Below are 22,141 nucleotides of genomic sequence, written 5' to 3' on the forward strand. Positions count from 1 at the left end.
CGCAATGCCATGACCAACTATCAAGGTCCCGAATTCCAACTGGTTGAAACCATCTCTGCGGCAGACTTGGCGCGGCAGGGCGGATTTCAGCCGCGCAAGACTCCTCTGCTGGTGAAGGGGGCGGTGAAATCCTGGCCTGCCTGGGATAAGTGGACCTTTGCCAGACTGGCAGAACTCAAGCGGCCCGATGGCTCTGAAGTCATCTCAAGTTTCCAAAATGGTCTGGTCGAGCAGGGGGTGACCAAAGAGCCGCTCGATCTTCCCGTGGCTCCCTACCTGCGAGAGCTGGATGACCTGGCGCGCAAAATTCGTGCGGAGTGGGATGGTGGCACCGGATTGTGTCCGGATCGTATTTGGAAAGGACTCAAACCAGGCGATCGCTTTCACCTGAACTGGGACCATTTGCGGAGCTTCACCCCGAACCGCATCTATCTCGCTCAGTGGGACATTTTGCGGGAGTTCCCGGAAATGAAAAAGGACTTTGCCATCCGCACTCTCTGGCCCGGCTGGCGCATGACCTGGAAGTATGTTTTCATCGGTCCCTCAAACACCGTCACCGGCCTGCATTACGATTTTCCAGACAACTGGTTTTGCCAGGTGGCGGGGGTGAAGGAGTTCCTGCTCTTCCCGCCGGAGAACACGCCGCATATGCACCCTTCGAAGAAGTTCGACTGGGGTGCCACTCTCAGTGATATCAACATTTCTAAGCTCGCGGAGCAGCCGCAAATGCGGGAGGATTTTGCCAAGACGAAAGGCCTCTATGCACGCGTGGAGGCAGGGGATGCGCTTTTTGTGCCCAAGCAGACCTGGCACTGCGTCGTGGCGCTGGAGCCGTCCGTGAGCCTCGCGGTCTTCGGACTTACGCTGCCAGAGGTTTTGATCGGCGGCGGCAAGGCGGAGATCAAAGCGCTGCTGCACAGGCTGCGCCTCTATCGCTGGGGCAACTGCACCTGTCACAAAATGACAGCTGCCCCCAAAGCCTGATGCTGATCACGTAAACAAAATGTGCGTGCCTGCGCCCGCTGACTCTTCGTAGAACTGCCCCACGGTCAGCACGCCGTCTACGCGGTCCATCAGGTCTTCCTTTTTGAGCTTGAACATGTCCATGGCCAGCTTGCAGGCGAAGATCTTGCCGCCGGAGTCGGAGATGAGCTCCAGGAATTCGCGCACGGGCGGGATGTCCAGTTTCTCCATCTCCCTGTTCATCAGGCTTGTGGCAAAGGCGGAGACACCCGGCAGCGCGCCCATCCAGGTGGGGAAGGGCATCGTCATCGGCATGCCCAGCATGGGCATGGCCATGTTCAGCGCGGCATTGCCCACGGTGGAGACCTTCATGTGATCCAGCGTCTTGTTGGCCAAGCCGTTGAGTCCAAAGAAGGTGAAGAACAAGGAGGCCTCGATGCCCTCCATGCGTGCGCCATTGGCCATGATCAGCGCCGGGTAGATGCCATCCAGCGAGCCACGGCTCACGATGATGCAGATCTTCTTCACCGGTTGTTTGTCGTCAGGGGTGCTCATAAGTGCGGAGTATGTGAGGGGTTAAATGCAGCCGACGGGTTTGGGGATGCCGGCAATCTTGGAGGACTTCTTCAGCGGGCCGCCGGGAAAGAGATCGTAGAGCTCCTTGGTGGTGACCACGCCGCTCTTGCCCATGCTGCGGATGGTCAGCGCGGCACCTTTGGCTTGCTGCTCTCGCAGGTAGCGCACCACTTTCATATGCGCGTCTGTCAGCGCGCCCACTCCTTCCTCCGCGGCAATGGCGGCGGCGATGGCTTCGTTCCATTGGGACATGTCGGTGAGGTAGCCCTCCTCATTCACGTCCACTTCAGTTCCTGCGATGTTCTTTTTCATGATCGTTGTACGGGATGGTTTTCAAGATTCGACGGGTTTCTTTTTCTGCCGGCTGATGCCCGGCAGCGGCCAGGCGCGCAGCAGCACGTTCCAGTAGATGTGGCGGAAGGCCAGCTTGCCCCAGTGGTTGAGGCGGCTCTCCTCCAGCAGGCGCATGGGGCCAAAGGCGAAGGGGAAGCCGCCTTCGTGCGGCTCGTACTCGTGGTTGAAGTCGATCAGCAGCGCCTTGCCGTTGCCGGACTCGATGAAGCAGTTCGAGTGGCCGTCAAACTCCTCCTTGAGCGGCTCTCCGGCGATGTGTCGAATGATGTTGTCCGCCAGCGTCTCGCTTTCAAAGTGGGCCACCGAGCCCGCCTTCGAGGCCGGGAGATTGGTGGCGTCTCCGATCACAAACACGTCCTTGTACTCGATGGATTGCAGCGTGTGCTTGTTCGTGGCGATGAAGTCGAGATCATCCCCCAGCGCGGAGCGGCGCACGGCTTCGTCTCCCATGTTGGTGGGCGTGGTCACGAGGAGGTCGTAGGGCACCTCGCGGCCGTCAAAGCACACGAGCTTGTTGTTTTCCTGATCCACCTTTTCGGCCACGAATTCGGTCACCAGTTCGATGCCTTTGTCTCCCAGCAGGTGGCTCAACTTCTTGGAGGCCTTGGGCTTGGTGAAGGCACCGGACAGTGGTGTCACGTAGGTGAGCATGACCTTGTCGCGCATGCCGCGCTCGCGGAAAAAGGTGTCCGCCAGGAAGGTGAACTCCAGCGGGGCCACAGGGCATTTGATAGGCATCTCATTGATGTGCACCACCACGCGGCCGCCGGGGAAGGTTTTCAATTTCTCGCGTAGCGCGCGTGCGCCATCCAGCGTGTAGAAATCGTGCACGTTCACGCGCCATTTCGGGCCGAGCATGCCGGCGGTCTCCTCCGGCGCGGTGCGGCAGCCTGTGGCGATGATGAGCAGGTCGTACTTGAGTGTGCGCCCGTCTTTGATCGTGACTGCATGCTCTTCGGGAATAATGCGATCCACTTCCGCCTGCATAAACTCGACCCCCTGGGGAATGAAGTCGCGTGTGCTGCGGATGATGTCGCCCTCCTCATACTTGCCAAAGGGCAGGAAGAGCAGCCCAGGCTGGTAGAGGTGCTTCTCGGAGCGGTCCACGACCGTGATGCTCCACTCCTGGGCGGGCAGCCGCCTGCGCAGGCTGTTGGCCATGATGGTGCCCGCCGTGCCGCCGCCGAGGATGAGAAGATGTCTGCTCATGAGGATGTGTTATGTTGTCTTGAAATACGTCTATATGCGTGTATGCGTATATGCAATAACAAACACCAACTCGATTTTGTCATCCATGAGCTCCACCCTTTCCGCCGACGAGCGCGGCATCATTCTTCCCTGTCCCGCCTGCGGTACCGCCAACCGCATCGCCTACACCAAGGCTGCCCAGCAGGGCCGCTGTGGCTCCTGCAAGGCGGACCTGCCCCACATCTCCATGCCTGTGGAGATCGATGGCCCGGTCAGCTTTGCCGCGCTGGTGTCTGGCAGCACGCTGCCGATCGTCATCGACTTCTGGGCTCCTTGGTGCGGTCCCTGCCAGATGATGGCGCCGGAGTTTGCCAAAGCCGCAGCGCAGGCCGCAGGCGCAGCCATCCTGGTCAAAGTGAACACCGACGAACAGCAGGACATCGCCCGCCAGTTCCGCATCCAGGGCATTCCCGCCTTTGCACTAATCAAGGGCGGAAAGCTGGTCTCACAAACATCCGGCTTTCAGCCTGCCGAGCGCCTGCTGGCGTGGGCGCGGCAGGGCTGATGCCTCACTTCCGCTTGAAACGCACGAAGTAGTTTTCCTTCAGCACATCGGTCGTCTCAGTCAGCTTTTCGAAACCGGCGGCGGTGACTTCGGCTTCAAAGACCTCCTGCCCGGCACGCACGTGGCCCATGACGAAGTCGCTGCTCACGCCGGGGATCCGCTTGAAGTCGATGAGCACGAGCTGGCCGCCGGGCTTCAGCGCCTTGTGCAGGCTGGCCAGGCTGTCCTGCGGATACTCAAAGTGGTGGTACACGTCGCAGATGAAGGCGAGATCGATGCTGGCCTCCGGCAGTCCCACGCTGCGCGGTGTACACTGCACGGTGGTGACGTTGGCCGCCTGAGCCTGAATGGCACGGGCCTGGATGTGAGAGAGAAAGTTTTTGGCAATGTCCACGGCGTACACATGGCCCTTGGGCCCGACCCCCTGAGCAAAGGGAAGGGTGAATAGTCCCGTGCCTGCGCCGATGTCCGCCACGCTCAGGCCGGGACGCAGCCGCAGCGCGGCCACAATCTTCTCGCGCTGATGAAAGATCTCGCGGCTTTCAGTTTCAAACTTCTGCGCCCACTCGTCGGCCTTGAGGTTGGGATCGAGAAACTTGTCATTGATGCCCGGCTTCACGCTCGCTTCTTGAGCGATGGCAAAGGTGGCAAGAACTGGAATGAGAAGAAGGCGGGGAAATTTCATCGGTGGGTTTATGGCTGGGCATCGGGTTTCCACGACATGTAGCCGCGGTGGATGTGCTGGATGTTGCGGAAGCCAAGCTCTTTGAGCATGGCCACGGCCTTGCGGCTGCGATAGCCGCCAGCACAGTACACCAGCACAGGCTTGGTTTTATCCAGCGCACCGGCCTTGGTTTCAAAAGCAGGATCGCCGATCGAGATGTTCACGGCTCCAGGCAGGGCTCCATCGGCGTATTCGCCGGAAGAGCGCACGTCCAGCACCTGGGTCTCAGGATGCGCCTGCAGCCAGCTATTGGCCTGCCCGGCGTTGAGGTTGGCGCAGGTGCAGCCCGGGGTGGCTGAGAAGAGCCGGCGGTCCCAGCTCCCCTCATACCAGAACCACAGGGCCGCGACGACAGCGAGGGTGATGAGTGTCCACATCATGCTGCGCAGAATCATGGGTGGGTGGTTGTTACGACTGTCTCAGACTCCGCCCAGCTTCTTCATTTGCTGGGAGAGGCGCTTGAGCAGATTGGTGCAGACGTTGTCGCACAGCTCGGTGATCGTGGGATCGGCGATGAAGCAGATGGCGGTCAGCCCCTCACGGCGGCGGCCCACCATGCCAGCCTCCACCAGCGACTGCACATGGCGCGAGACGTTGGCCTGGGTCAGGCCCGTTGCCTCCACGAGTTCGGTGATGTTCTTTTCGCCCTCCTCCAGGGCGCGCAGGATTTTCAGGCGGCTGGGTTCGGCCAGGGTCCGGAACCAGGAGGCGATCAAGACGAGGGCCTCCTCCGAAACCGGCGGCAGGTTTTTTTTGCGTGCGGCAGGCATGAGTTGAAAAAGGGTTTGCAGGCATCTGCTATATGCGTATAGACTCATATAGTTGATAATGGATTATCCGCTGAGCCCTCTCCGAAGTCAAACCCGAATCAAGGCATCCTTATGAAGCTCGAAAACGCCATCCGCGCCCTCGCCGGCACCCTGATCCTCCTCAGTCTGGCTCTCAGCCACTACGTGCACCCAAACTGGATCTGGTTGGCCGTTTTTGTGGGGGCCAATCTCCTGCAGTCCGCCTTCACGGGCTTTTGTCCGGCTGAAACCATCTTCAAAAAGCTGGGCTTTAAAGATTCCTGCACAGCAAAACGCTAAACCTGCAGAGCGCCGTTTCTTCTGCTGCATTCAATATGACACGACAGACCCATCTGACCTATGACCCTCATGAAACCTTGGATTCTCCTCTCCACACTATTGCTTCTGGTCTCCTGTGGCAGGCATGAAGCAGCCAGCCACAAGGCCGCAGCACTGTCTGAAGCCAAAGTGAAGGTGCAGGGGGCTCGCCTGCAGCCGCACACCGCCGCCGAGGAGGTGGTGGGCACCGTGCGCTCCAAACTCCGCGCCATGGTGGAGGCCAAGATCAGCGGCCGTCTCTTGGAGTACACCGCCATCCCCGGCACCAAGGTGAAGAAGGGCGATCTGCTGGCACGCCTGGAGAATCAGGAGATCCAGGCCAAGGTGGATCAGGCCAAGGCCATGCTGGAGCAGGCGCAGAGCGACTTCTCCCGCCAGAAGCAGCTCATCGAGAGCAAGGCCACTGCGAGGCAGGACTTTGACGCCGCCGATGCTCGCGTGAAGGTGGCCACCGCCAGCGTGAGCGAGGCCGAGACCATGGCCGGATACGCCCGCGTGACGGCCCCGTTTGACGGTGTCATCACACGCAAGCTGGCAGACGTGGGCGACTTGGCCATGCCGGGCAAGCCGCTGCTGGAGATCGAGGCTCCCACCTCGCTGCGTTTTGAAGCCGACCTGCCAGAGGCCATGCTGGACCGCGTAAGCATGGGCGCAAAAATGCAGGTGCGCATCGCCACGCTGCCACAGCCGCTGGAGGCCGTGGTGAGCGAGATCGCCCCGGTGGCCGATCCTGTGAGCCGAACATTTCTGGTCAAGCTGGATCTCCCAAGTGCCGAGGGTCTTCGCACCGGCCAGTTTGGCCGCGTGGCTGTACCCGTGGCAGAGACAAAGCTGCTGCTGGTGCCCGCCGCCAGCGTGATCAGGCGCGGCCAGATGGAGCTGCTCTTTGTGGCCAAAGACGGCCATGCACTGCTGCGCCTAGTCAAGACGGGCAAGGTGCTCTCTGACGGCATCGAGATCCTCTCTGGTCTTGAGGAAGGGGCGCAGGTCGTGATCAACGACGCCGCCAAACTCACCGATGGCCAACCCGTGACGATCCAGCCATGAGCACTCCTGCCGAAAACTCCTCCCACCTTGGCATCGCGGGCCGCATTGCCGCTGCGTTTGTGGACTCCAAGCTGACCCCGCTGGTCGTCATCGCCTCAGTCATCCTCGGTGCCGCCGCCGTGGTGTTGCTGCCTCGCGAGGAGGAGCCGCAGATCAAGGTTCCCATGGTAGATGTGCTGGTGTCCATGCCCGGCTCCTCGGCCAATGAGATCGAGGAGCGCGCCACGCGCCCGATGGAAAAGCTGCTCTGGGAGGTGCCCGGCGTGGAGTATCTCTACAGCACCTCACGCGACAGCGAGAGCCTCGTCATCGTGCGCTTCAAGGTGGGCGAGGATCCCGAGCGCAGTCTGGTGAAGATCACGGAAAAGCTGCGCTCAAACTATGACCGCATCCCGATGGGTGTCTCCCCGCCGCTGATCAAACCGAAGAGCATTGACGACGTGCCGATTCTCGCGCTGACCTTCCACAGCGCGCGGTATGATCACCTCACACTTCGCCGTCTGGCCGCGCAGGTGGAGGAGTCGGTGAAGCAGGTGCCGCTGGTGGCGGAGACCACGCTGCTGGGCGGCTCCCGCCGTGCCGTGCGTGTGATGCTGGACCCCGTCAAACTGGCCTCACGCAATCTCAGCCCCGCAGGTCTCGTGCCCATGCTGCAGCAGGCCAACCGCCAGTTCCGCGCAGGTGGCCTGACCACAGGAAACAACGAGGTGCTGGTGGAGACCGGAGCTTTCCTGCGCACCGCGCATGAGGTGGGAGATGTGGTCATCGGCGTCTTCAGTGGACGCCCCGTGTATTTGCGGGAGGTGGCCGAGATCATCGACGGCGGCGAGGAGCCCACGCAGTATGTCTTTCACGGCAGCAAGAGTGCTGACGAGCCCGCCGTGACGCTCAGCATCGCCAAGCGCCCTGGAGCCAACGCCATCAGCGTGGCCGACGAGGTGCTGCACAAGGTGGACCTGCTCAAAGGCACGATCATTCCCGCCGACGTGCAGGTCAGTGTGACTCGCAACTATGGCGAAACTGCGGCAGAGAAATCCAATGAGCTCCTGCTGCACATGGGCATTGCGGTTTTCAGCGTGGCCATTCTCATCTGGCTCACGCTCGGCTGGCGGGAGAGCGGCATCGTGGCGGTGGCTATTCCGGCCACGTTGGCGCTCACGCTGCTCATCTTCTACCTATACGGCTTCACGCTGAACCGCATCACGCTCTTTGCGCTGATCTTCAGCATCGGCATCTTGGTGGACGACGCCATTGTGGTGGTGGAAAACATAGTGCGTCATTTCCACCTGCCTCAGAACAAGGGTCGGAGCTGGTCCAGCATCGCGGTGGAGGCCGTGGGAGAGGTGGGAAATCCCACCATCCTGGCCACTTTTGCCGTGATCGCCGCCGTGCTCCCCATGGCCTTTGTGGGCGGGCTCATGGGGCCCTACATGCGGCCCATTCCCATCGGGGCCAGCGCGGCCATGTTCTGGTCATTGCTCATCGCCTTCATCGTCACGCCCTGGGCCTCCATCCGCATCCTGCGCTGGGGCGGCAAGTACTCCAAGCTGACTGAAGGCAAGGCCGTGGACGACGGCCATAAGCACCTGGCCTCCGAGCATGAGGAGGATTTTTTCACCAAGCTCTATCGCCGCATGATGGGCCCGTTGATTCACCACACCGGTTCGCGCTGGATGTTTCTCATTGGCATCACCGTGCTGCTGCTCGGTGCCATGGCCACGGTGGGCCTCGGCTGGGTGAAGGTGAAGATGCTGCCCTTTGACAACAAAAGCGAGTTTCAGGTGATCCTGAACATGCCGGAGGGAGCCTCCCTGGAGCAGACCGCCGCCGTGGCGCGCGAGATGGCCGCTGTGATCCGCAAGGAGCCGGAGGTGACCGACTACCAGATCTACACCGGCGTGGCCTCGCCCTACAATTTCAACGGCCTCGTGCGCCACTACTTCCTGCGCCGTGGTGCCAACGTTGCTGACATCCAGGTGAACCTGGTGGGCAAGCACGAGCGCAAGGCGCAGAGCCACGATATCGCCAAACGTGTGCGCCCTGCCGTGGCGGAGATTGCCGCGCGCTACGACGCACGAGTGGCCATCGCCGAAGTGCCGCCCGGCCCGCCCGTGCTGCAGACGCTGGTGGCGGAAATCTACGGCCCGGATGAAGAAAGCCGCCTCAAGATGGCGCGTGCGGTGAAGGACATCTTCAAGGCCACGCCCGGCGTCGTGGATGTGGATTGGTATGTGGAGGCCGACCAGCAGAAGGCGCGCTTCATCATCGACAAGGAAAAGGCCGCTCTCCACGGCATCAGCGCCGCCACCATTTCACAGACCCTCAAGATCGCCGTGGATGGTGAGTCCGTGGACCTGCTGCACCAGCCGCAGGAGAAGGAGGACGTCAATATTCGCCTGGAGCTGCCACGCTCCGCCAAGACCACAGCGGAAGACTTGCTGGCGCTGCGCGTGCGCTCCGGCGATGCCAATGCGCTGCCCGAGCCCGGAGCCAGCGGCGCACCGCTGGTGCCGCTGCGCGAATTGGTGAAGGTGGAGCACGTCACCGTGGAAAAGAGCCGCTATCACAAGAACCTCATGCCCGTGACCTACGTCATCGGCGATGTGGCCGGAGTGGTGGAGAGCCCCGTGTACGCCATCTTCCAGATGAACGAGGCACTGAAGAAGCTCGACACGCGTGAGTTCGGAGGCAGCGGCGCAGATCTCAAGATTCTCAATGCCACCATGCCCTTCAGCGATGCCGAGCCTGCCATGAAATGGGATGGCGAGTGGCACATCACCATCGAGGTTTTTCGCGATCTCGGTGCTGCCTTCGGCGCCTGCCTGATTCTTATCTACGTGCTCATGGTGGGCTGGTTCCGCAGCTTCATCACGCCCGCCATCGTCATGGTGGCCATCCCTTTCTCTCTCGTGGGCATCCTGCCTGCGCACGGGCTCATGGATGCCTTCTTCACCGCCACCAGCATGATCGGCTTCATGGCAGGAGGTGGTATCGTGGTGCGCAATTCCATCATCCTCGTCGATTTCATCGAGCTCCGCATCCAGGAGGGCATGCCACTGAGCGAGGCCGTGATCGACGCCGGTGCCGTGCGTTTCCGCCCCATGCTGCTCACCGCCATGGCGGTCGTGGTGGGCGCGGCGGTCATTCTGGCAGACCCCATCTTCCAGGGCCTCGCCATCGCACTCATGGCTGGGGAGATAGCCAGCCTCTTCATCAGCCGCATGGCCGTGCCGGTACTCTACTTCATGGCCAACAAGCATTCACATCCTGAATCTCCAACCCAAAACTAAACGACTATGAAACCAAACATGGGAACAGCAGACCGCATCCTGCGCGTCCTTTTCGGCCTCGGCCTCATCGCCTACGGCATCGTCAATCACAGCTGGGTCGGCGCCATTGGTGCCGTGCCGCTGCTCACCGCCTTCGTGCGTTTCTGTCCGCTCTACTGCCCGTTGGGCATCAACACCATCGGCAAGGGCAAGGGGGGCAATGACAAAGGTGGCTGCTGCGGTGGTGGTGGGTGCTGCGGCTAATGACGCGTGCCATGATACGAAAAAAGCGGCATCCCGCTGCCAGGATGCCGCTGAAAATGGCTTGGATGCCAGGGCTATTTAGTAGCGACCACCGCCGCCGCCACCGCCACCGTAACCGCCACGGCCACCGCCTTTGCCGCCGTAACCACCACGGCCACCGCCGCCGCCACCATAGCCGCCGGAAGGACGTTCTTCCTTCGGACGGGCTTCATTGATGGCCAGATTGCGGCCACCGTATTCGTGGCCGTTGAGGGCGGTCATGGCTGCATTCATGGCTTCAGGGGTGTCCATCGTCACAAAAGCAAAGCCACGAGGGCGGCCGGAGTCACGGTCCATGGGCAGATGGACGTCGGTCACAGTACCGAATTCAGAGAAAAGCACACTCACGTCGTCAGTGGTGGCGGAGAAGGGCAGGTTGCCCACATACATTTTGGTATTCATATCGTTGTCTTGGTTACAGCCAGCCTGCATGAGGCCTCACCAAGCTCCGAAATCGGATTTAAGAACACCAAAGAAACAACCTGATGAACGGCTTAGCTTCGCCTTTATCAGGTTAACTTGCAGTGCCACTATCTGCTCCGCAGCGAGAATAGCAAACCATAGTTTGGAATAATGGAGAGAGCAGAACCTGTGATCCTGCAAGAATCAGCACGGAGTTGAAGCTTGGAACAGGTCTATTAGTGTTCTTCCACCACGCATTCGCCGAGGGCGCCGCGGTAGTAGTTGAATTGTACGTTCGGATGATCAGCCAGCAGCGACATGGGCACGGCGGCGTCGGTGATTCGCTTGGAAATCATGAGCGCGCTGAGGCGCTGGCCCAGGGCGTTGTCGTGCTGCCCGGCCAGCCAGATGCTCACTTTTTCAGCCATCCAGGTTTCCTTGGGCCCTACGGTCAGCGCCTTCTGTGGCACCAGGTTGATATTGCCGCCCGCAGAGGTACGGGCCGTCTGCATCAGGCTGACAGGGTGCAGATCTACAAGGCGTGTCGTCAGTTTGCGGTATTCAGCGGGTACGGGCGGTTCGTTCTTGAATTTGCCGGCGCGTCTTGGCGGTTCATTAAAAGCCCAGTGTTTGCTCTCGCCCTGGCCACCTTGCATCACCACGCAGCGTACGCCGCTCTGCCAGCTCTTGATGTAGGCGGCGGTGTCTGCTTTGGGGAAATGCAGCTGGGTGTCCGGCATGCAGAGCTTGCGCTGCAGGCGGTCAAAGCACAGGTCGCGGTTCACCTTCTCAAAGGAGAGAGGATGCTCCAGAGTCACCTCCTTCTTGGTGTGCTCGTCATACCACTCGCTCATGCCCCAGAAGTGGCCGTCTTTGATGGAGATGCCTAGATCATTGATGAGGCGCGCCACCATGGGCAGCTGCTCGGTGGGACCCACGGGGCCGCAGATGCCAGCGGGATTGTCCGGTGTGGCCTGTCGCCACGCGTGGATGTACTCCAGGGCCTCAGCCAGGTAAAAATCTTCCAGCGCGTCATACATCACCACCTTGAATCCGGGGCGGGATAGCTGCCGCAGGTCGCGCTCGGTCAGCCGTGCGGCGTCCTCGATCAGTTCGTTGTCCAACGTGGTGTAGTCCCACCACTCAGGTGCGATGTGGCTGATTTGACGCGGCATGATTTGCGTTGGTTGTTGCAAGGATATTCAGGGAAAACGCCGGTTTTGCCAAGCACTCATACAGGGGGGGACGAAAAAAGGCCCCGTCCTGTGTCGATCTTGACCGGCGCAGCCTTGACCTTGCTGATGCAAAGCACTACCTGCCAGCATGGAAGACATGCTCAATCATCCCGATCCCATGACCCGGCTGCGCTACGTGGTGCACCGCCTGCGCGCCCCTGGCGGCTGCCCCTGGGACATGGAGCAGACTCACACATCTCTCATCCCGCATGTGATTGAGGAGGCCTACGAAGTGGCGGACGCCATCCGGGGCGGAGATCCGGAGCAGATCTGTGATGAACTGGGTGACATCCTACTGCAGCCCGTGCTGCATGCGGAGATCGCCAGCGAGACCGGGGCTTTTGATCTCGACAAAATGGCGCACGGCCTGACGGAAAAGCTCATCCGCCGTCATCCGCATGTATTTGGAGACAAGAGCGCCGCCACTTCTGATGCGGTGCTCAAGCAGTGGGATGCCATCAAACGTGTGGAAAAAGGCACCGAGCACGAGGGGCTGCTGCATGGCACCGGCAATGGTCTGCCCGCGCTCATGCGTGCGCAAAAACTGCAAAAAAAGGCCGCTCGTGTCGGCTTTGACTGGCCGGATGCCACACCGGTCTTTGCCAAGATCCGCGAGGAAGCCGCTGAACTGGAAGAAGCCATCGCCAAAGGTGACAAAGCGCACATGGAGGAAGAACTGGGCGATCTGCTCTTCAGCGTGGTGAATCTGGCACGCAAGCTCGGCATCGAGTCCGAGCCTGCACTGGCCGCCGCGAATGAGAAATTCACGCGCCGTTTTCACGCCATGGAGGACCATCTGCGCAAACAAGGGCACGAACTGGGAAAACTCTCCCTGGAGCAGATGGACGCCGCATGGGATGAGGTGAAGCACAGTGTTTGAGAAGCGCCGCTGATCTAAGTGCATGGTTGTAGAAGATTTTTCCTTTCCTAAACTCTGGGCGCAGGTGCGTTCCAAGTCGTGGCTCTGGCTGTTCAGGCGGCAGCAGATTGAGGAGGGCGGGCGGCTCTTCAAGCATGGGGAGATTGGGCTGGCCGGGGTGCATGTGTGTGCGGAGAATGAGCTGGAGATTATTGCAGGAATCGGCACGGGATTGTTCAATGCGGCGTCCGTGACCGCGCACCTGCGGCTGCGAGAAGATGGCAGCCTGGCACTGACGACGCATTGCACCTGCGTCGCGGGGACGTTGTGCCAGCATGCAGTGGCTGTCATGATGCTGCTGGATCATGAAGAGGGGCGCAAGCGCATCGTGGGCATGGCGAAGGTCAGGGACAAGTCGGCGGCGGGAGAGGCGAATGCGGAGCCTGCTGCTCCTGCGCCTTCAGCGGCTGCGCTGCCTGAGGACCAGCCGCCTGGAGAGCCAAGCCCGGTGCTGTGTGTGCGGCGCATGGTGGTGCAGATGCCGCAGATCACGGCACGAAGAAACATTGGCGGGTGGGAGCCGCGCAGCATCGCCTTCATTCATCCCTGCGCGGAATATGAGGGCTGTCCTGTGCGGTTTGAGATGCTGGTGCGCAGCCCGGCGCATCAGTGGACGGATGCGGATGGCACGAGGAACACGCTGGTGCGCAATCAGCGCGCGGAGCGTCTGCTGCTGGCGGATCTTTCCGGACTTGGCTTCAAATCGTTCTCAGAAGCACTGCCAGGTGCTAAGGCGCCTGAATCCACGCTAGGCTTCATGACGGTGCCGGGAGATCAGGCATTGTTCTGGGCGCAGTTTCTCAAGGACCGGGTACCCAAGCTGCGCGAGAGCGGCTGGCGGGTGGAGGTGCCGGAGGATATTGGCTTTCAGATCTTTGAGGCTGAGGACGATGCGTGGTTCACCAATCTCGAAGGAGACCAGGGCGGGCGGGAGTGGTTCTCGCTGGATCTTGGCGTGGAGATCGAGGGGCGGCGGATCTCGCTGGTGCCGCTGCTGGTGGACTGCATCGACCAAGGGCTGACGTCTGCGGTGCTGGAAAAGAACCTGGATCAGCGCTTCCTGCTCTCATTGGGCGGAGATCGTGGGGATGTGCTGTCTGTGCCCGCTCAACGCCTTGTCGTGCTATTGCGTTTCTTTGATGAGCTGCTTTCGACACGACCGGTGCGGAAAGATGGGAAGCTGCAGCTGGACAAGCTGCGGGCTGCGCAGCTGGCGACACTGGATGGCATGCCGATTCGTGCGCCTGCAGAACTGGCGATATTGAGTCAGCAACTGGGCAGTTTCCGCGAGATCGGTCTTATTACGCCTCCGGCGGGACTGAAGGCGAGTTTGCGTGATTATCAGCGCGAAGGTGCGTCGTGGATGCAGTTTCTGCGTGAGTTTGGACTGCATGGCATCCTGGCGGATGACATGGGGCTGGGCAAGACATTGCAGACGTTGACTCATATCCTCCTTGAGAAGGAAAGCGGACGCATGAAGCATCCGTGCCTGATTGTGGCACCGACGAGCGTTTTGAGGAATTGGATCAATGAATCGATCAAATTCACGCCTGCGCTGAGTTTGCTGCTGATGCAGGGGCAGTCGCGCAAGAGTGACTTCAAGCACCTGAAGCAGTATGATCTGGTCGTGACGAGCTATCCGCTGCTTGTGAAGGACGCGGATGTCATGCAGGCGCAGGAGTGGCATATCGTGGCATTGGATGAGGCGCAGAACATCAAGAATCCGAAGAGCCTGGCTGCACAAACGTGCAGCGGGTTGAAAGCGAAGCACCGTCTGTGCCTGACGGGGACTCCGATGGAAAATCATCTCGGGGAGCTGTGGAGTCTGTTTAATTTCCTCATGCCGGGGCTGCTGAGTGATGCGGATACGTTCAGGCAGCATTATCGGAATCCTATTGAAAGGGATGCGGATGTGGAGCGGCAGAAGCAGCTGAGCACAAGGATTCAGCCTTTGCTGCTGCGAAGGACGAAGGATGCGGTGGCGAAGGAGCTGCCGCCGAAGACGGAAATTCTGCACACGATTGAGCTCGGGAAGGAACAGACGGACCTTTATGAGACGATCCGCGCAGCCATGGACAAACGAGTGCGGGAGGCGATCGCGGCGAACGGGCTGGACCGGTCCCAGATCGTGGTGCTGGATGCGCTTTTGAAGCTGCGGCAGGTGTGCTGTCACCCGCAATTATTGAAGCAAGAAAGCGCTCAAAGTGTGTCGGATTCGGCAAAAACGGCGTTCCTCATGGATGAGCTGCTGCCGGAATTGATCGATGAAGGGCGGCGGATTTTGATCTTCTCTCAGTTTACCGAAATGCTGGCCTTGATCGAGGCGAGGCTGAAAAAAGACGGTATTCGTCATGTGAAGCTGACTGGTAGCACACGAGACCGTGAAACGCCGATTCAGGAGTTTCAGGCTGGAAAAGTGCCGGTGTTTCTGATCAGCCTGAAAGCGGGTGGTGCGGGCATCAATCTCACGACGGCGGACACGGTGATCCACTATGATCCGTGGTGGAATCCGGCGGCGGAGGCGCAGGCGAGTGACCGGGCGTATCGCATCGGGCAGAAGAACCCGGTGTTTGTGCACAAGCTGATCTGCGAGGGGACGATTGAGGAGCGGATCTTGAAGATGCAGCAGCAGAAGGCGGCGCTGGTGGAGGGGCTGCTGGCGGGGCGTGCGGACAAGCTGCAGCTGACGCAGGCGGATATTCAGGCGCTGTTTATGACGGAGTGAGGTGGGGGACTCATGTCATGGTTTGGGGCGCTGTGGTTAAGGCGGTGTGAAGGTAGAAAGATTTTGGGTGGAAATATTTTTCCGGATTTTTGAGTTCGGAAATTTTGCTGATTCTTCTGTTTTTATTGGGGCGCTTTCTTGGGTTCTTGAGGCGGAGTGAGAGCTGTGGGTGGTGCGGAGTTTGGTGTGTGGCGGAGCGGTGGCCGGAGCCGGTGTGGACACCGGCGCTCCCAGTAAAGAATTCTGACGGGGCAGGAATGCCCCGGGTACTGATACTGCTATTCTTTGCCTTCTTCCTTCATGCGGATGAAGGGGCGTAGCACCAGCAGCAGCAGGGGGGCCATCAACACCAGGCCGCCCACGATGCTCCACATGGTGGCGGTGTCGCGCGGGCCGGTCTCAGGGCAGTAGCTTGTCAGCAGCCATGCAAACACCGTGCCCGTCGTGATCTTACCCAAGATCAGTGGCACCGCCGAGAGTGCGGCGTAGCTGGCTTCCTGGCCGCGCGGGGCGATGGACACCGCATACTCATACACACGCGGGGAGTAAAAGGCCTCGCCAATGGAAAACACCACCTGCCAGAGAACCACCATTAGAAACAACGGATGCGCTGTACCTTGCCACGCAAAATAACCGCGGATCACCGCCTGCCCCAGCGGCCCGTCCGCCAGCCCTTGAAAGAATGATGACGGCAGCGCCAGAAACACAAACGACAGTGCGGTGATAAAACCCCCAAAGATCACCATGGGATACGCCGGAATCTTCCGCGTCAAAATCCCCGCGATCGGCGCGAGGATGAGAATCAGCACGCTGTTCACCGCGTTTGCACGTCCCGCACGCGCACCGCCCTCCGCCCCCAGCTCGCGCTCCAGGAAAGTCGGCAGCACCCCGTCCATGATGCTGAAGACGATTTTGAGAAGGCCGATCACTGCGAGAAACATGAGCAGCCGGGGAAAGCCCGGATGACTCAGCAGCTTTGAAAAAAGCCGCGCCGACTTCGCCACCGCCTCTCCCGCCGTCATCCTCTGCATCGGCGCACTCGCGCCTTCGGCTACGTCCTCGCCCAGCGCATCGCGTTCACGCAGCAGCAGCAGCACCGGCAGCATCACCACCTCGATTCCTGCGCTCACTGCAAAGAGCACACGTTGCACGCTGTGGTCACCCACCCAGGTATGAATCGTCATGCCACCGTTGGACAATCCCTTCACCCCATCAAAGATGAAGTAAGCCGCCAGAAAGCCCAGGTTTAGCAGCGCGTAAAAGACGGAGAAGGCCACGCTGCGCTGCTCCGCCGTGCTGAATTTCCGCGTGGCCGCCACCAGCACCGGCGTGCACAGCGCCTCACCCACTGCCACCGGCACCAGCCCAGCCGTCAGCGCGATCCAAGGGTTCGATGCCGAGATCATGATCACGCGCGCTAGCACCGCCAGCGACACCCCGAGCGTCAGCGTCCGCCGCAGCCCGATGGCATCCGTTATGCTGCCTGCCAGCAGCGTGCAGCACGACATCATGAATCCAAATACCGCATATGCATACTGCGCGTTTGCAGCGCTCATGCCGCAGTCCTTGCTCAGGTAGCTCACCATCACCACCATCAGGATCTTGTAGCACGTCACGCTCAGCAGCTTCAGCCCAAACGTCACCCACAGCCCCGCCGGCGCGCCCTTCAGGTTTGCGATGGCATACAGCCCGATGCCAAAGGTTGCTCCGCCGATCACCCAGCCAGCCACCACGCCGAGGGCCAGCTTGTACATTGCCAGCCAGCCGACGGCCCAGCAGAAGAGGGCGAGGACGGCTCCGCGCAGGATGGTCTGCTTTAATGAGGATGGTGCGGGTGGGGAGTCAGGCATGCGGGGAGGGGAACATCTTTTGTGCCATGCGGTCAAGCTTCATGGTCTTGGAAATCAGGAGACGTTGGGGGAGTCGATTTTGCCGCAGAGGGGCGGAGAGGCAGAGGGAGCAGAGTTTTTTAACCACGGAATGCACTGAATACACGGAAGGCTGAAGCGGAAGGCGGGCGGATGTGGATTTTGCACCGCGAGAGATTGGAAGACCGCAGAGAAAGGCTTTTTGAATTGGAGCTTGGGCGAATGGCGAGCCGAAAAAGAGGCAGCTTTGTGGATGGCTTGGAGCCAGATTTTGAACCACTGATCGTACACTAATAAAACACTAATGGTCGGAGCAGGGAGTCATGACGGAAGCTGTGGGGGGAAGGGGGCGCTGGGTTTCGCAGGCGTAGGGTGAGCAAAAAAGAGGGAGGGCCTACGGAAGGCGCGGAAGACACGGAAATTGGAGATTTTGAATGAGGGGGGATGAGGGGAGAGGGCAGAGGGATTTTGCACCGCGAGAGATTGGAAAAACGCAGAGAAAGGCTCTTTGAGTTGGAGCTCGGGCGAATCGGGAGACGAAAATATGCTGAGAAGAAGCTGACCAAGGCGATTGTGCTGAAGATCGAGTACCTGAAGGTGAGCGGTGATTACTGCTTTGTTGAATGCTCGCCGGAATTTGAAGATGGCACGGATGCGATTCCGGCCTTTCTGCCGGACATGGGATACATCCACTGCCTGAAACGAATCCACGTGGGCTGGCATGTGATCATCGACCTGAGCCGCACGGATGTGCCTGACCCCGAGGAGAGGGCGAGGATCAAGAAGTCGTTTCCTGGCGATTTTCCGTGGGAGCTGCTGAGTCCGGAATGGAAGAAGATCTTTGCTGGTGGATACGATTGAGCCTCTGGCTTGAAATGAAATATTCGTGGTGGGTTTGCACCTCCTTGCGGGGAGTCACTCGGGAGGAATGGCCGGAGATTGCACCGCGAGAGATTCGAAGACCACAGAGATGACTTCTGAAATCGTGGCGCTGAGGTGCTGTCGGTTGGGGGATTCAGGGCTCGCGTTATTGGCGGAATTTGTGCCGCCGGGTCGGCGTGGGAGTTTGTATCTGGGCGTCGATGGTGAGATGTTGTTCTGCTTGGCTGTCCTGGTGAGGGGCTGTGGGTGGGCGGATATGCCTGAACGTTGTTCGCAGCGTGTGGCTTGGATTGGGCGGCTCATTTGGGGATGAGCTTGCGCACCATGGAGGGTTTGAAAGGGGACTGGATTTTGCACCCATTTGATAATCAAAGTTTTAGGTCGAACCGTGTAAAATTTGGCGTTTTTTCTTGAGGAAGAATTAAAATATTAATCATTTGTTTGTAAAAAAGATGCTCGATAGTGGGTTACGATAATTTTCCCTTTAAATTAGAAAACGAGTAAATAACCCATGTCATCGCCACCTTTTACAGAGGGACAGCTCCGATTTTACATGCGGCAACAGGACGTTCGCACGTATCAATTAGGTGATTCTGAAGATGAAGTGCTAAAGCAAGTTTTGCTGGCGAGGGATAGTCTGAATTCACCCACGTACTCATTGGGGCTAAATAAGCCATTTTTAAAAGGCCAAGAACTAGTGTTTGAGCCAGCAAGGCTCGAGGACAAGCTGTTTCTCCGCTACCTAAACGGCCGTCTACGCCGTTTCTACAAGATTACGCCACCGAATCGTAACGCAATAGTCCGTCAACTTAGTGTCATCCTGAAATCAGATGCGTATCTAAATTTTGTCCGAGCTGACATAAAACGCTTTTTTAGAACCATCAATTTTCGGTGGCTAATTGAACGACTCCGAATGGATGGATTTCTCTCCGCATTAGAATTAAATACAATTATCCAGATTGAACATTTCAGTTCAAAATTTCACGCGTTAGGAATTCCTTGGGGGCTTTCTATTAGTTCGACTTTAGCTGAAATATTTCTCCTGGAATTTGATGAAAAACTGAGAGAGACTAAACAAGTGTATTACTATCGACGGTTTGTTGATGATATGATTTTGGTGGCATCCGAAAATGCCCAAAACATATTAGATCGAATAACGGAGGTGCTTGAGAGCCAAAGCTTAAAGCTGAATAAAATTAAAACTATTGCAGTCTCAGAGTCGCATACAGTTCCGATTAAGCTAGATTATCTCGGCTATCAATTCACACGCGCTTTGCAAAAAAGCAAAAAGCCAGCTGATGTTACTATCTCGATTTCGAAATCTAAGTGTGAAAGATTGCGCCAACGCATTATTGAATCTTTTTCCGATTTTTACAAAAATGGAGATTGGTTTCTATTGAGAGATCGCATCAAATCGCTCACCGGAAATTATACTATTAACAAATCTGCACACTCATCCCCGATTCGAACGGGTATTTTTTATAACTACTCTGAGATCACAACGGCCAAAACGCAACTCGCTGAGATCGACGAATTTTTACGGCTGCGGTTTGTAAGGCTGCGGGCCTTTTTGAATAGACGTGGGAGAGTGCGTCAAGCGCAACAAATAAAAAGCCTTATGAAGTATTCATTTGTTATCGGCTGGGAGAAGCGAATACTTCATCGTTTCTCTCAATTGCGCCTTCAACAAATCAGCACTGCATGGTCAGAATGAAGCGACCGATTCAACAAAGTGACTCTAAGCGAGCAATCCTTACTGATCTTATACCTTACGAAGTGCCGCTTCGGTTCTCGTTTCATCACTTGCATCGAGCCATTCTGGAGCCGTCTTCTCCCTCGTCAGGGATAAAAAAATTACTCGCAAAAAAAATAGATTCCTGTATTCCATATTCATACTGGATACGCACTGGTGAAGGGCGCAAGCGGATGCTCGGTTTGATACATCCACTCCTCCTAGAGGATGCAGCTATATTATACTCAGACTATGGCGACCTCATAGTTAGCCTATGTTCAAAAAGCAAGTGGAGTCTTCGCAGGCCCTGTCGAATTGCTAAAATGTATTTCGGCCATGAGCAGAATACGAATAGCGGAGTTGGACATAATTTAACTGCATATCAGCCTAACTCGGGAACGCCCTCAATTGGATTAAACGGAGAGGTGGAAAATCAACTTCAAAAACATGCCAGCTCGTTTTTTGTGTACGAGCCTCATAATTTGCTTCAAAAGTTTTATACTTCCAAAGATTTATTGGCGTTAGAACGTAAATTTTTCGCATGTCGACGTATAGATATATCGAAATGCTTCGGTAGTATTTACACGCATTCTATATCATGGGCGATTAAAGGAAAAGCGGCTGCAAAAATGGAAAAATCTTGTGCTCATACATTTGATGCGAAGTTTGATGCAATTATGCGCCGTTCGAATCACGGCGAAACACATGGAATTCTTATTGGCGCTGAACTTTCACGAATATTTGCGGAGATTATTTTTCAAGAAATTGATTCTAGGGCGAAACGTCAACTTTCTGCAGATTGCATGCCCGATAAAATCAACACAACTGGTTGTAATATCAAGTTGGTTGATGGGGTAGACTATTCAGTGCGCCGTTATATTGATGATTACTTCATTTTTGCTAACGAAGTGCGTGTATTGGACCACATTCAAGAAGTTATTGAAGATCATTTAGAATACTTCAAGCTTTACGTAAACGAAAAGAAAACTTCGACCTCAAGAAGGCCGTTTATCACAGGGATTTCGACGGCAAAAGTGCGAATCAGCCAGTTGATAACAAGTCTATTAGATTTTAATGCTGTATCTTCTCTTTCTGAGAAGAGTGATTTGACTCAAAGCAACCATCATTTTTCAAGTGTTAAAGTGATTAACGGTGTGAGACAAATCATTGGTGAAGTGAGAGTTGAGTATCCAGATATTTCGTCCTCCGCCTTGAAGATCATTCACAATCTTGTGTGCAAGAAGATTGGTTTTTTTCGGTTGGAGAAACCAGGAAATGTTTTGGCAGGGCAATGGATAAGATGCGTTGTTGAAGTTGCTTTTTATTTATTTTCTGTCGATGTCAGGTTCAGGACTTCGATATTGATTAGTCGAATATTGTCGGACATTGCTAAGTCTTGTGAGTGGCTTCCTTCTGTTGATTCAAAGGAAATTGAAGATGCAATTGTGAGAGAATCGATTGTTATATTGAAGCACGCTAATCTTAATCACGGCGACAATCACCTTGAAATCTCTAATTTTCTTATCGCACTGAGCAGTATTAAAGAATATTGGAGGGTGCCAGAAAGGCTGGTGTTGCCACTCTGTATGGTCGGTGTTAACACAAAGCGAAGGCCCGAATATTTTACAATTATTGCCATTATATTTTTCGCTTCGGACCGCGCTGAATATAAAGGACTTCAGGTAATGGCGTTTGATGTTGCTCAACAGCTTATTGCCGGAGCAGCGAGTATTTTAGAAGATACGGAAATGTTCTGCCTTTCCCTTGATATGTTAAGTTGCCCATGGGCTGAAGTTTCGTTCAAACTAAATATCGGAAAAAAAATATACGCTGAACTAAAATTGCCAGCACCCACTCGAGCTGATCTTAACTCATTTGTACATGAATTTTCTTCTCAAACATGGTTTTTTGATTGGGACAGAACTGTCGATAATCTTGTATATCTACAAAAGAAAGAGCTTTGCTTGGGATATTAATCTGTTAAGGTAACTCCGCGTTTAGTGAGTGACCTGTTGAGTGATCAATAGAGGTCACATGTGATTTTCACATGTGACAACTTCTACGGCTGCATGAGATTAGCGTTTCACGTTGCTTTGTGGCTTTTCACCGAGCCACACACACCCTGCACTAGCGTCACGGGGCCATCTTCGGATGGCCCCGTTGTTTTTGGAAAAATTATGCGTAATGCTCCGAGTGTTGCTTCAAATGAGAAAAGCTTCCTTCTTCGCTAAAGCTATGAAGGACAAGTCTGAGCCCGAGGGG

20 protein-coding genes are annotated in these 22,141 nt (G+C 56.9%); 11 read left to right on the forward strand and 9 right to left on the reverse strand.

Going from position 1 to position 22,141, the window contains the following annotated elements; genetic code table 11:
• Nucleotides 1–9: 9 nt before the first annotated feature.
• Nucleotides 10–984 (forward strand): cupin-like domain-containing protein, encoded by a 975-nt coding sequence (locus HNQ65_RS14800; protein WP_184340351.1) that lies wholly within the window; start codon nucleotides 10–12, stop codon nucleotides 982–984.
• Nucleotides 985–990: 6 nt separating this feature from the next.
• Here HNQ65_RS14800 and HNQ65_RS14805 read toward each other — a convergent pair whose 3' ends face one another.
• The 3 genes from HNQ65_RS14805 to sqr are packed head-to-tail and all read right to left on the reverse strand — an operon-like array spanning nucleotide 991 to nucleotide 3,102.
• Nucleotides 991–1,518 (reverse strand): DsrE/DsrF/DrsH-like family protein, encoded by a 528-nt coding sequence (locus HNQ65_RS14805; protein WP_184340352.1) that lies wholly within the window; start codon nucleotides 1,516–1,518, stop codon nucleotides 991–993.
• A 21-nt stretch (nucleotides 1,519–1,539) separates the two neighbouring features.
• Entirely contained in the window at nucleotides 1,540–1,851 is a 312-nt protein-coding gene (locus HNQ65_RS14810) for a TusE/DsrC/DsvC family sulfur relay protein (RefSeq protein WP_184340353.1), read from the reverse strand.
• A 21-nt stretch (nucleotides 1,852–1,872) separates the two neighbouring features.
• Entirely contained in the window at nucleotides 1,873–3,102 is a 1,230-nt protein-coding gene (gene sqr, locus HNQ65_RS14815; RefSeq protein ID WP_184340354.1) for a type III sulfide quinone reductase, selenoprotein subtype, read from the reverse strand.
• An 85-nt stretch (nucleotides 3,103–3,187) separates the two neighbouring features.
• On the opposite strand from sqr, the gene trxA reads away from it, so the two are divergent.
• A complete protein-coding gene (gene trxA, locus HNQ65_RS14820; protein ID WP_184340355.1) occupies nucleotides 3,188–3,646 on the forward strand; it encodes a thioredoxin in 459 nt (152 codons plus the stop codon).
• 4 nt (nucleotides 3,647–3,650) lie between these two features.
• On the opposite strand, the gene HNQ65_RS14825 is transcribed toward trxA, so the two are convergent.
• From HNQ65_RS14825 to HNQ65_RS14835, 3 genes are read right to left on the reverse strand one after another with little or no spacing between them, the layout of a single operon-like run.
• On the reverse strand, nucleotides 3,651–4,331 hold the full coding sequence (locus HNQ65_RS14825) for a class I SAM-dependent methyltransferase (RefSeq protein ID WP_184340356.1): 681 nt from the start codon (nucleotides 4,329–4,331) through the stop codon (nucleotides 3,651–3,653).
• A gap of 8 nt (nucleotides 4,332–4,339) precedes the next feature.
• Nucleotides 4,340–4,765 carry a rhodanese-like domain-containing protein gene (locus tag HNQ65_RS14830; RefSeq protein ID WP_184340357.1) on the reverse strand — a complete coding sequence of 142 codons (426 nt, stop codon included), beginning with the start codon at nucleotides 4,763–4,765 and terminating at the stop codon, nucleotides 4,340–4,342.
• Between the two features lie 24 nt (nucleotides 4,766–4,789).
• A complete protein-coding gene (locus HNQ65_RS14835; RefSeq protein ID WP_184340358.1) occupies nucleotides 4,790–5,140 on the reverse strand; it encodes an ArsR/SmtB family transcription factor in 351 nt (116 codons plus the stop codon).
• Between the two features lie 111 nt (nucleotides 5,141–5,251).
• Here HNQ65_RS14835 and HNQ65_RS14840 point away from each other — a divergent pair, with 111 nt between their 5' ends.
• The 4 genes from HNQ65_RS14840 to HNQ65_RS14855 all read left to right on the forward strand — a co-directional run bounded on the left by HNQ65_RS14840 (nucleotide 5,252) and on the right by HNQ65_RS14855 (nucleotide 10,077).
• The gene (locus HNQ65_RS14840) at nucleotides 5,252–5,458 is read left to right on the forward strand and encodes a YgaP family membrane protein (protein WP_184340359.1); all 207 of its coding nucleotides are present in this window, start codon (nucleotides 5,252–5,254) and stop codon (nucleotides 5,456–5,458) included.
• A gap of 69 nt (nucleotides 5,459–5,527) precedes the next feature.
• On the forward strand, nucleotides 5,528–6,544 hold the full coding sequence (locus tag HNQ65_RS14845) for an efflux RND transporter periplasmic adaptor subunit (RefSeq protein WP_184340360.1): 1,017 nt from the start codon (nucleotides 5,528–5,530) through the stop codon (nucleotides 6,542–6,544).
• Entirely contained in the window at nucleotides 6,541–9,834 is a 3,294-nt protein-coding gene (locus tag HNQ65_RS14850; RefSeq protein ID WP_184340361.1) for an efflux RND transporter permease subunit, read from the forward strand. The genes HNQ65_RS14845 and HNQ65_RS14850 overlap by 4 nt, the downstream gene beginning before the upstream one ends.
• Before the next feature lie 6 nt (nucleotides 9,835–9,840).
• Nucleotides 9,841–10,077 carry a YgaP family membrane protein gene (locus HNQ65_RS14855; RefSeq protein WP_184340362.1) on the forward strand — a complete coding sequence of 79 codons (237 nt, stop codon included), beginning with the start codon at nucleotides 9,841–9,843 and terminating at the stop codon, nucleotides 10,075–10,077.
• A 78-nt stretch (nucleotides 10,078–10,155) separates the two neighbouring features.
• Here HNQ65_RS14855 and HNQ65_RS14860 read toward each other — a convergent pair whose 3' ends face one another.
• A complete protein-coding gene (locus HNQ65_RS14860; RefSeq protein WP_184340363.1) occupies nucleotides 10,156–10,518 on the reverse strand; it encodes an RNA recognition motif domain-containing protein in 363 nt (120 codons plus the stop codon).
• A gap of 236 nt (nucleotides 10,519–10,754) precedes the next feature.
• The gene (locus HNQ65_RS14865) at nucleotides 10,755–11,693 is read right to left on the reverse strand and encodes a sugar phosphate isomerase family (RefSeq protein ID WP_184340364.1); all 939 of its coding nucleotides are present in this window, start codon (nucleotides 11,691–11,693) and stop codon (nucleotides 10,755–10,757) included.
• Between the two features lie 148 nt (nucleotides 11,694–11,841).
• Between HNQ65_RS14865 and mazG the strand changes: the two genes are divergently transcribed.
• Both mazG and HNQ65_RS14875 read left to right on the forward strand, forming a co-directional pair.
• On the forward strand, nucleotides 11,842–12,633 hold the full coding sequence (mazG, locus tag HNQ65_RS14870) for a nucleoside triphosphate pyrophosphohydrolase (protein WP_184340365.1): 792 nt from the start codon (nucleotides 11,842–11,844) through the stop codon (nucleotides 12,631–12,633).
• Nucleotides 12,634–12,655: 22 nt separating this feature from the next.
• Complete coding sequence (locus HNQ65_RS14875) at nucleotides 12,656–15,397, forward strand: DEAD/DEAH box helicase (RefSeq protein ID WP_184340366.1); 2,742 nt, start codon at nucleotides 12,656–12,658, stop codon at nucleotides 15,395–15,397.
• Between the two features lie 278 nt (nucleotides 15,398–15,675).
• Here the strand turns inward: HNQ65_RS14875 and HNQ65_RS14880 are convergent, their stop codons facing one another.
• Nucleotides 15,676–17,247: an MFS transporter gene (locus HNQ65_RS14880; RefSeq protein WP_184340367.1), complete on the reverse strand. Its 1,572-nt coding sequence runs from the start codon at nucleotides 17,245–17,247 to the stop codon at nucleotides 15,676–15,678.
• Nucleotides 17,248–17,778: 531 nt separating this feature from the next.
• On the opposite strand from HNQ65_RS14880, the gene HNQ65_RS14885 reads away from it, so the two are divergent.
• The 3 genes from HNQ65_RS14885 (at nucleotide 17,779) to drt3b (ending at nucleotide 21,855) form a co-directional block, all read left to right on the forward strand.
• Nucleotides 17,779–18,126 (forward strand): hypothetical protein, encoded by a 348-nt coding sequence (locus HNQ65_RS14885; protein WP_221306174.1) that lies wholly within the window; start codon nucleotides 17,779–17,781, stop codon nucleotides 18,124–18,126.
• Between the two features lie 532 nt (nucleotides 18,127–18,658).
• Nucleotides 18,659–19,861 (forward strand): antiviral reverse transcriptase Drt3a, encoded by a 1,203-nt coding sequence (gene drt3a / locus HNQ65_RS14890; RefSeq protein WP_184340369.1) that lies wholly within the window; start codon nucleotides 18,659–18,661, stop codon nucleotides 19,859–19,861.
• Nucleotides 19,858–21,855 (forward strand): antiviral reverse transcriptase Drt3b, encoded by a 1,998-nt coding sequence (drt3b, locus tag HNQ65_RS14895; protein WP_184340370.1) that lies wholly within the window; start codon nucleotides 19,858–19,860, stop codon nucleotides 21,853–21,855. Before drt3a ends, drt3b begins: the two co-directional genes overlap by 4 nt.
• Nucleotides 21,856–22,141: the final 286 nt, after the last annotated feature.

The organism is Prosthecobacter vanneervenii, assembly GCF_014203095.1.
In the GTDB taxonomy this organism is placed as follows: domain Bacteria; phylum Verrucomicrobiota; class Verrucomicrobiia; order Verrucomicrobiales; family Verrucomicrobiaceae; genus Prosthecobacter; species Prosthecobacter vanneervenii.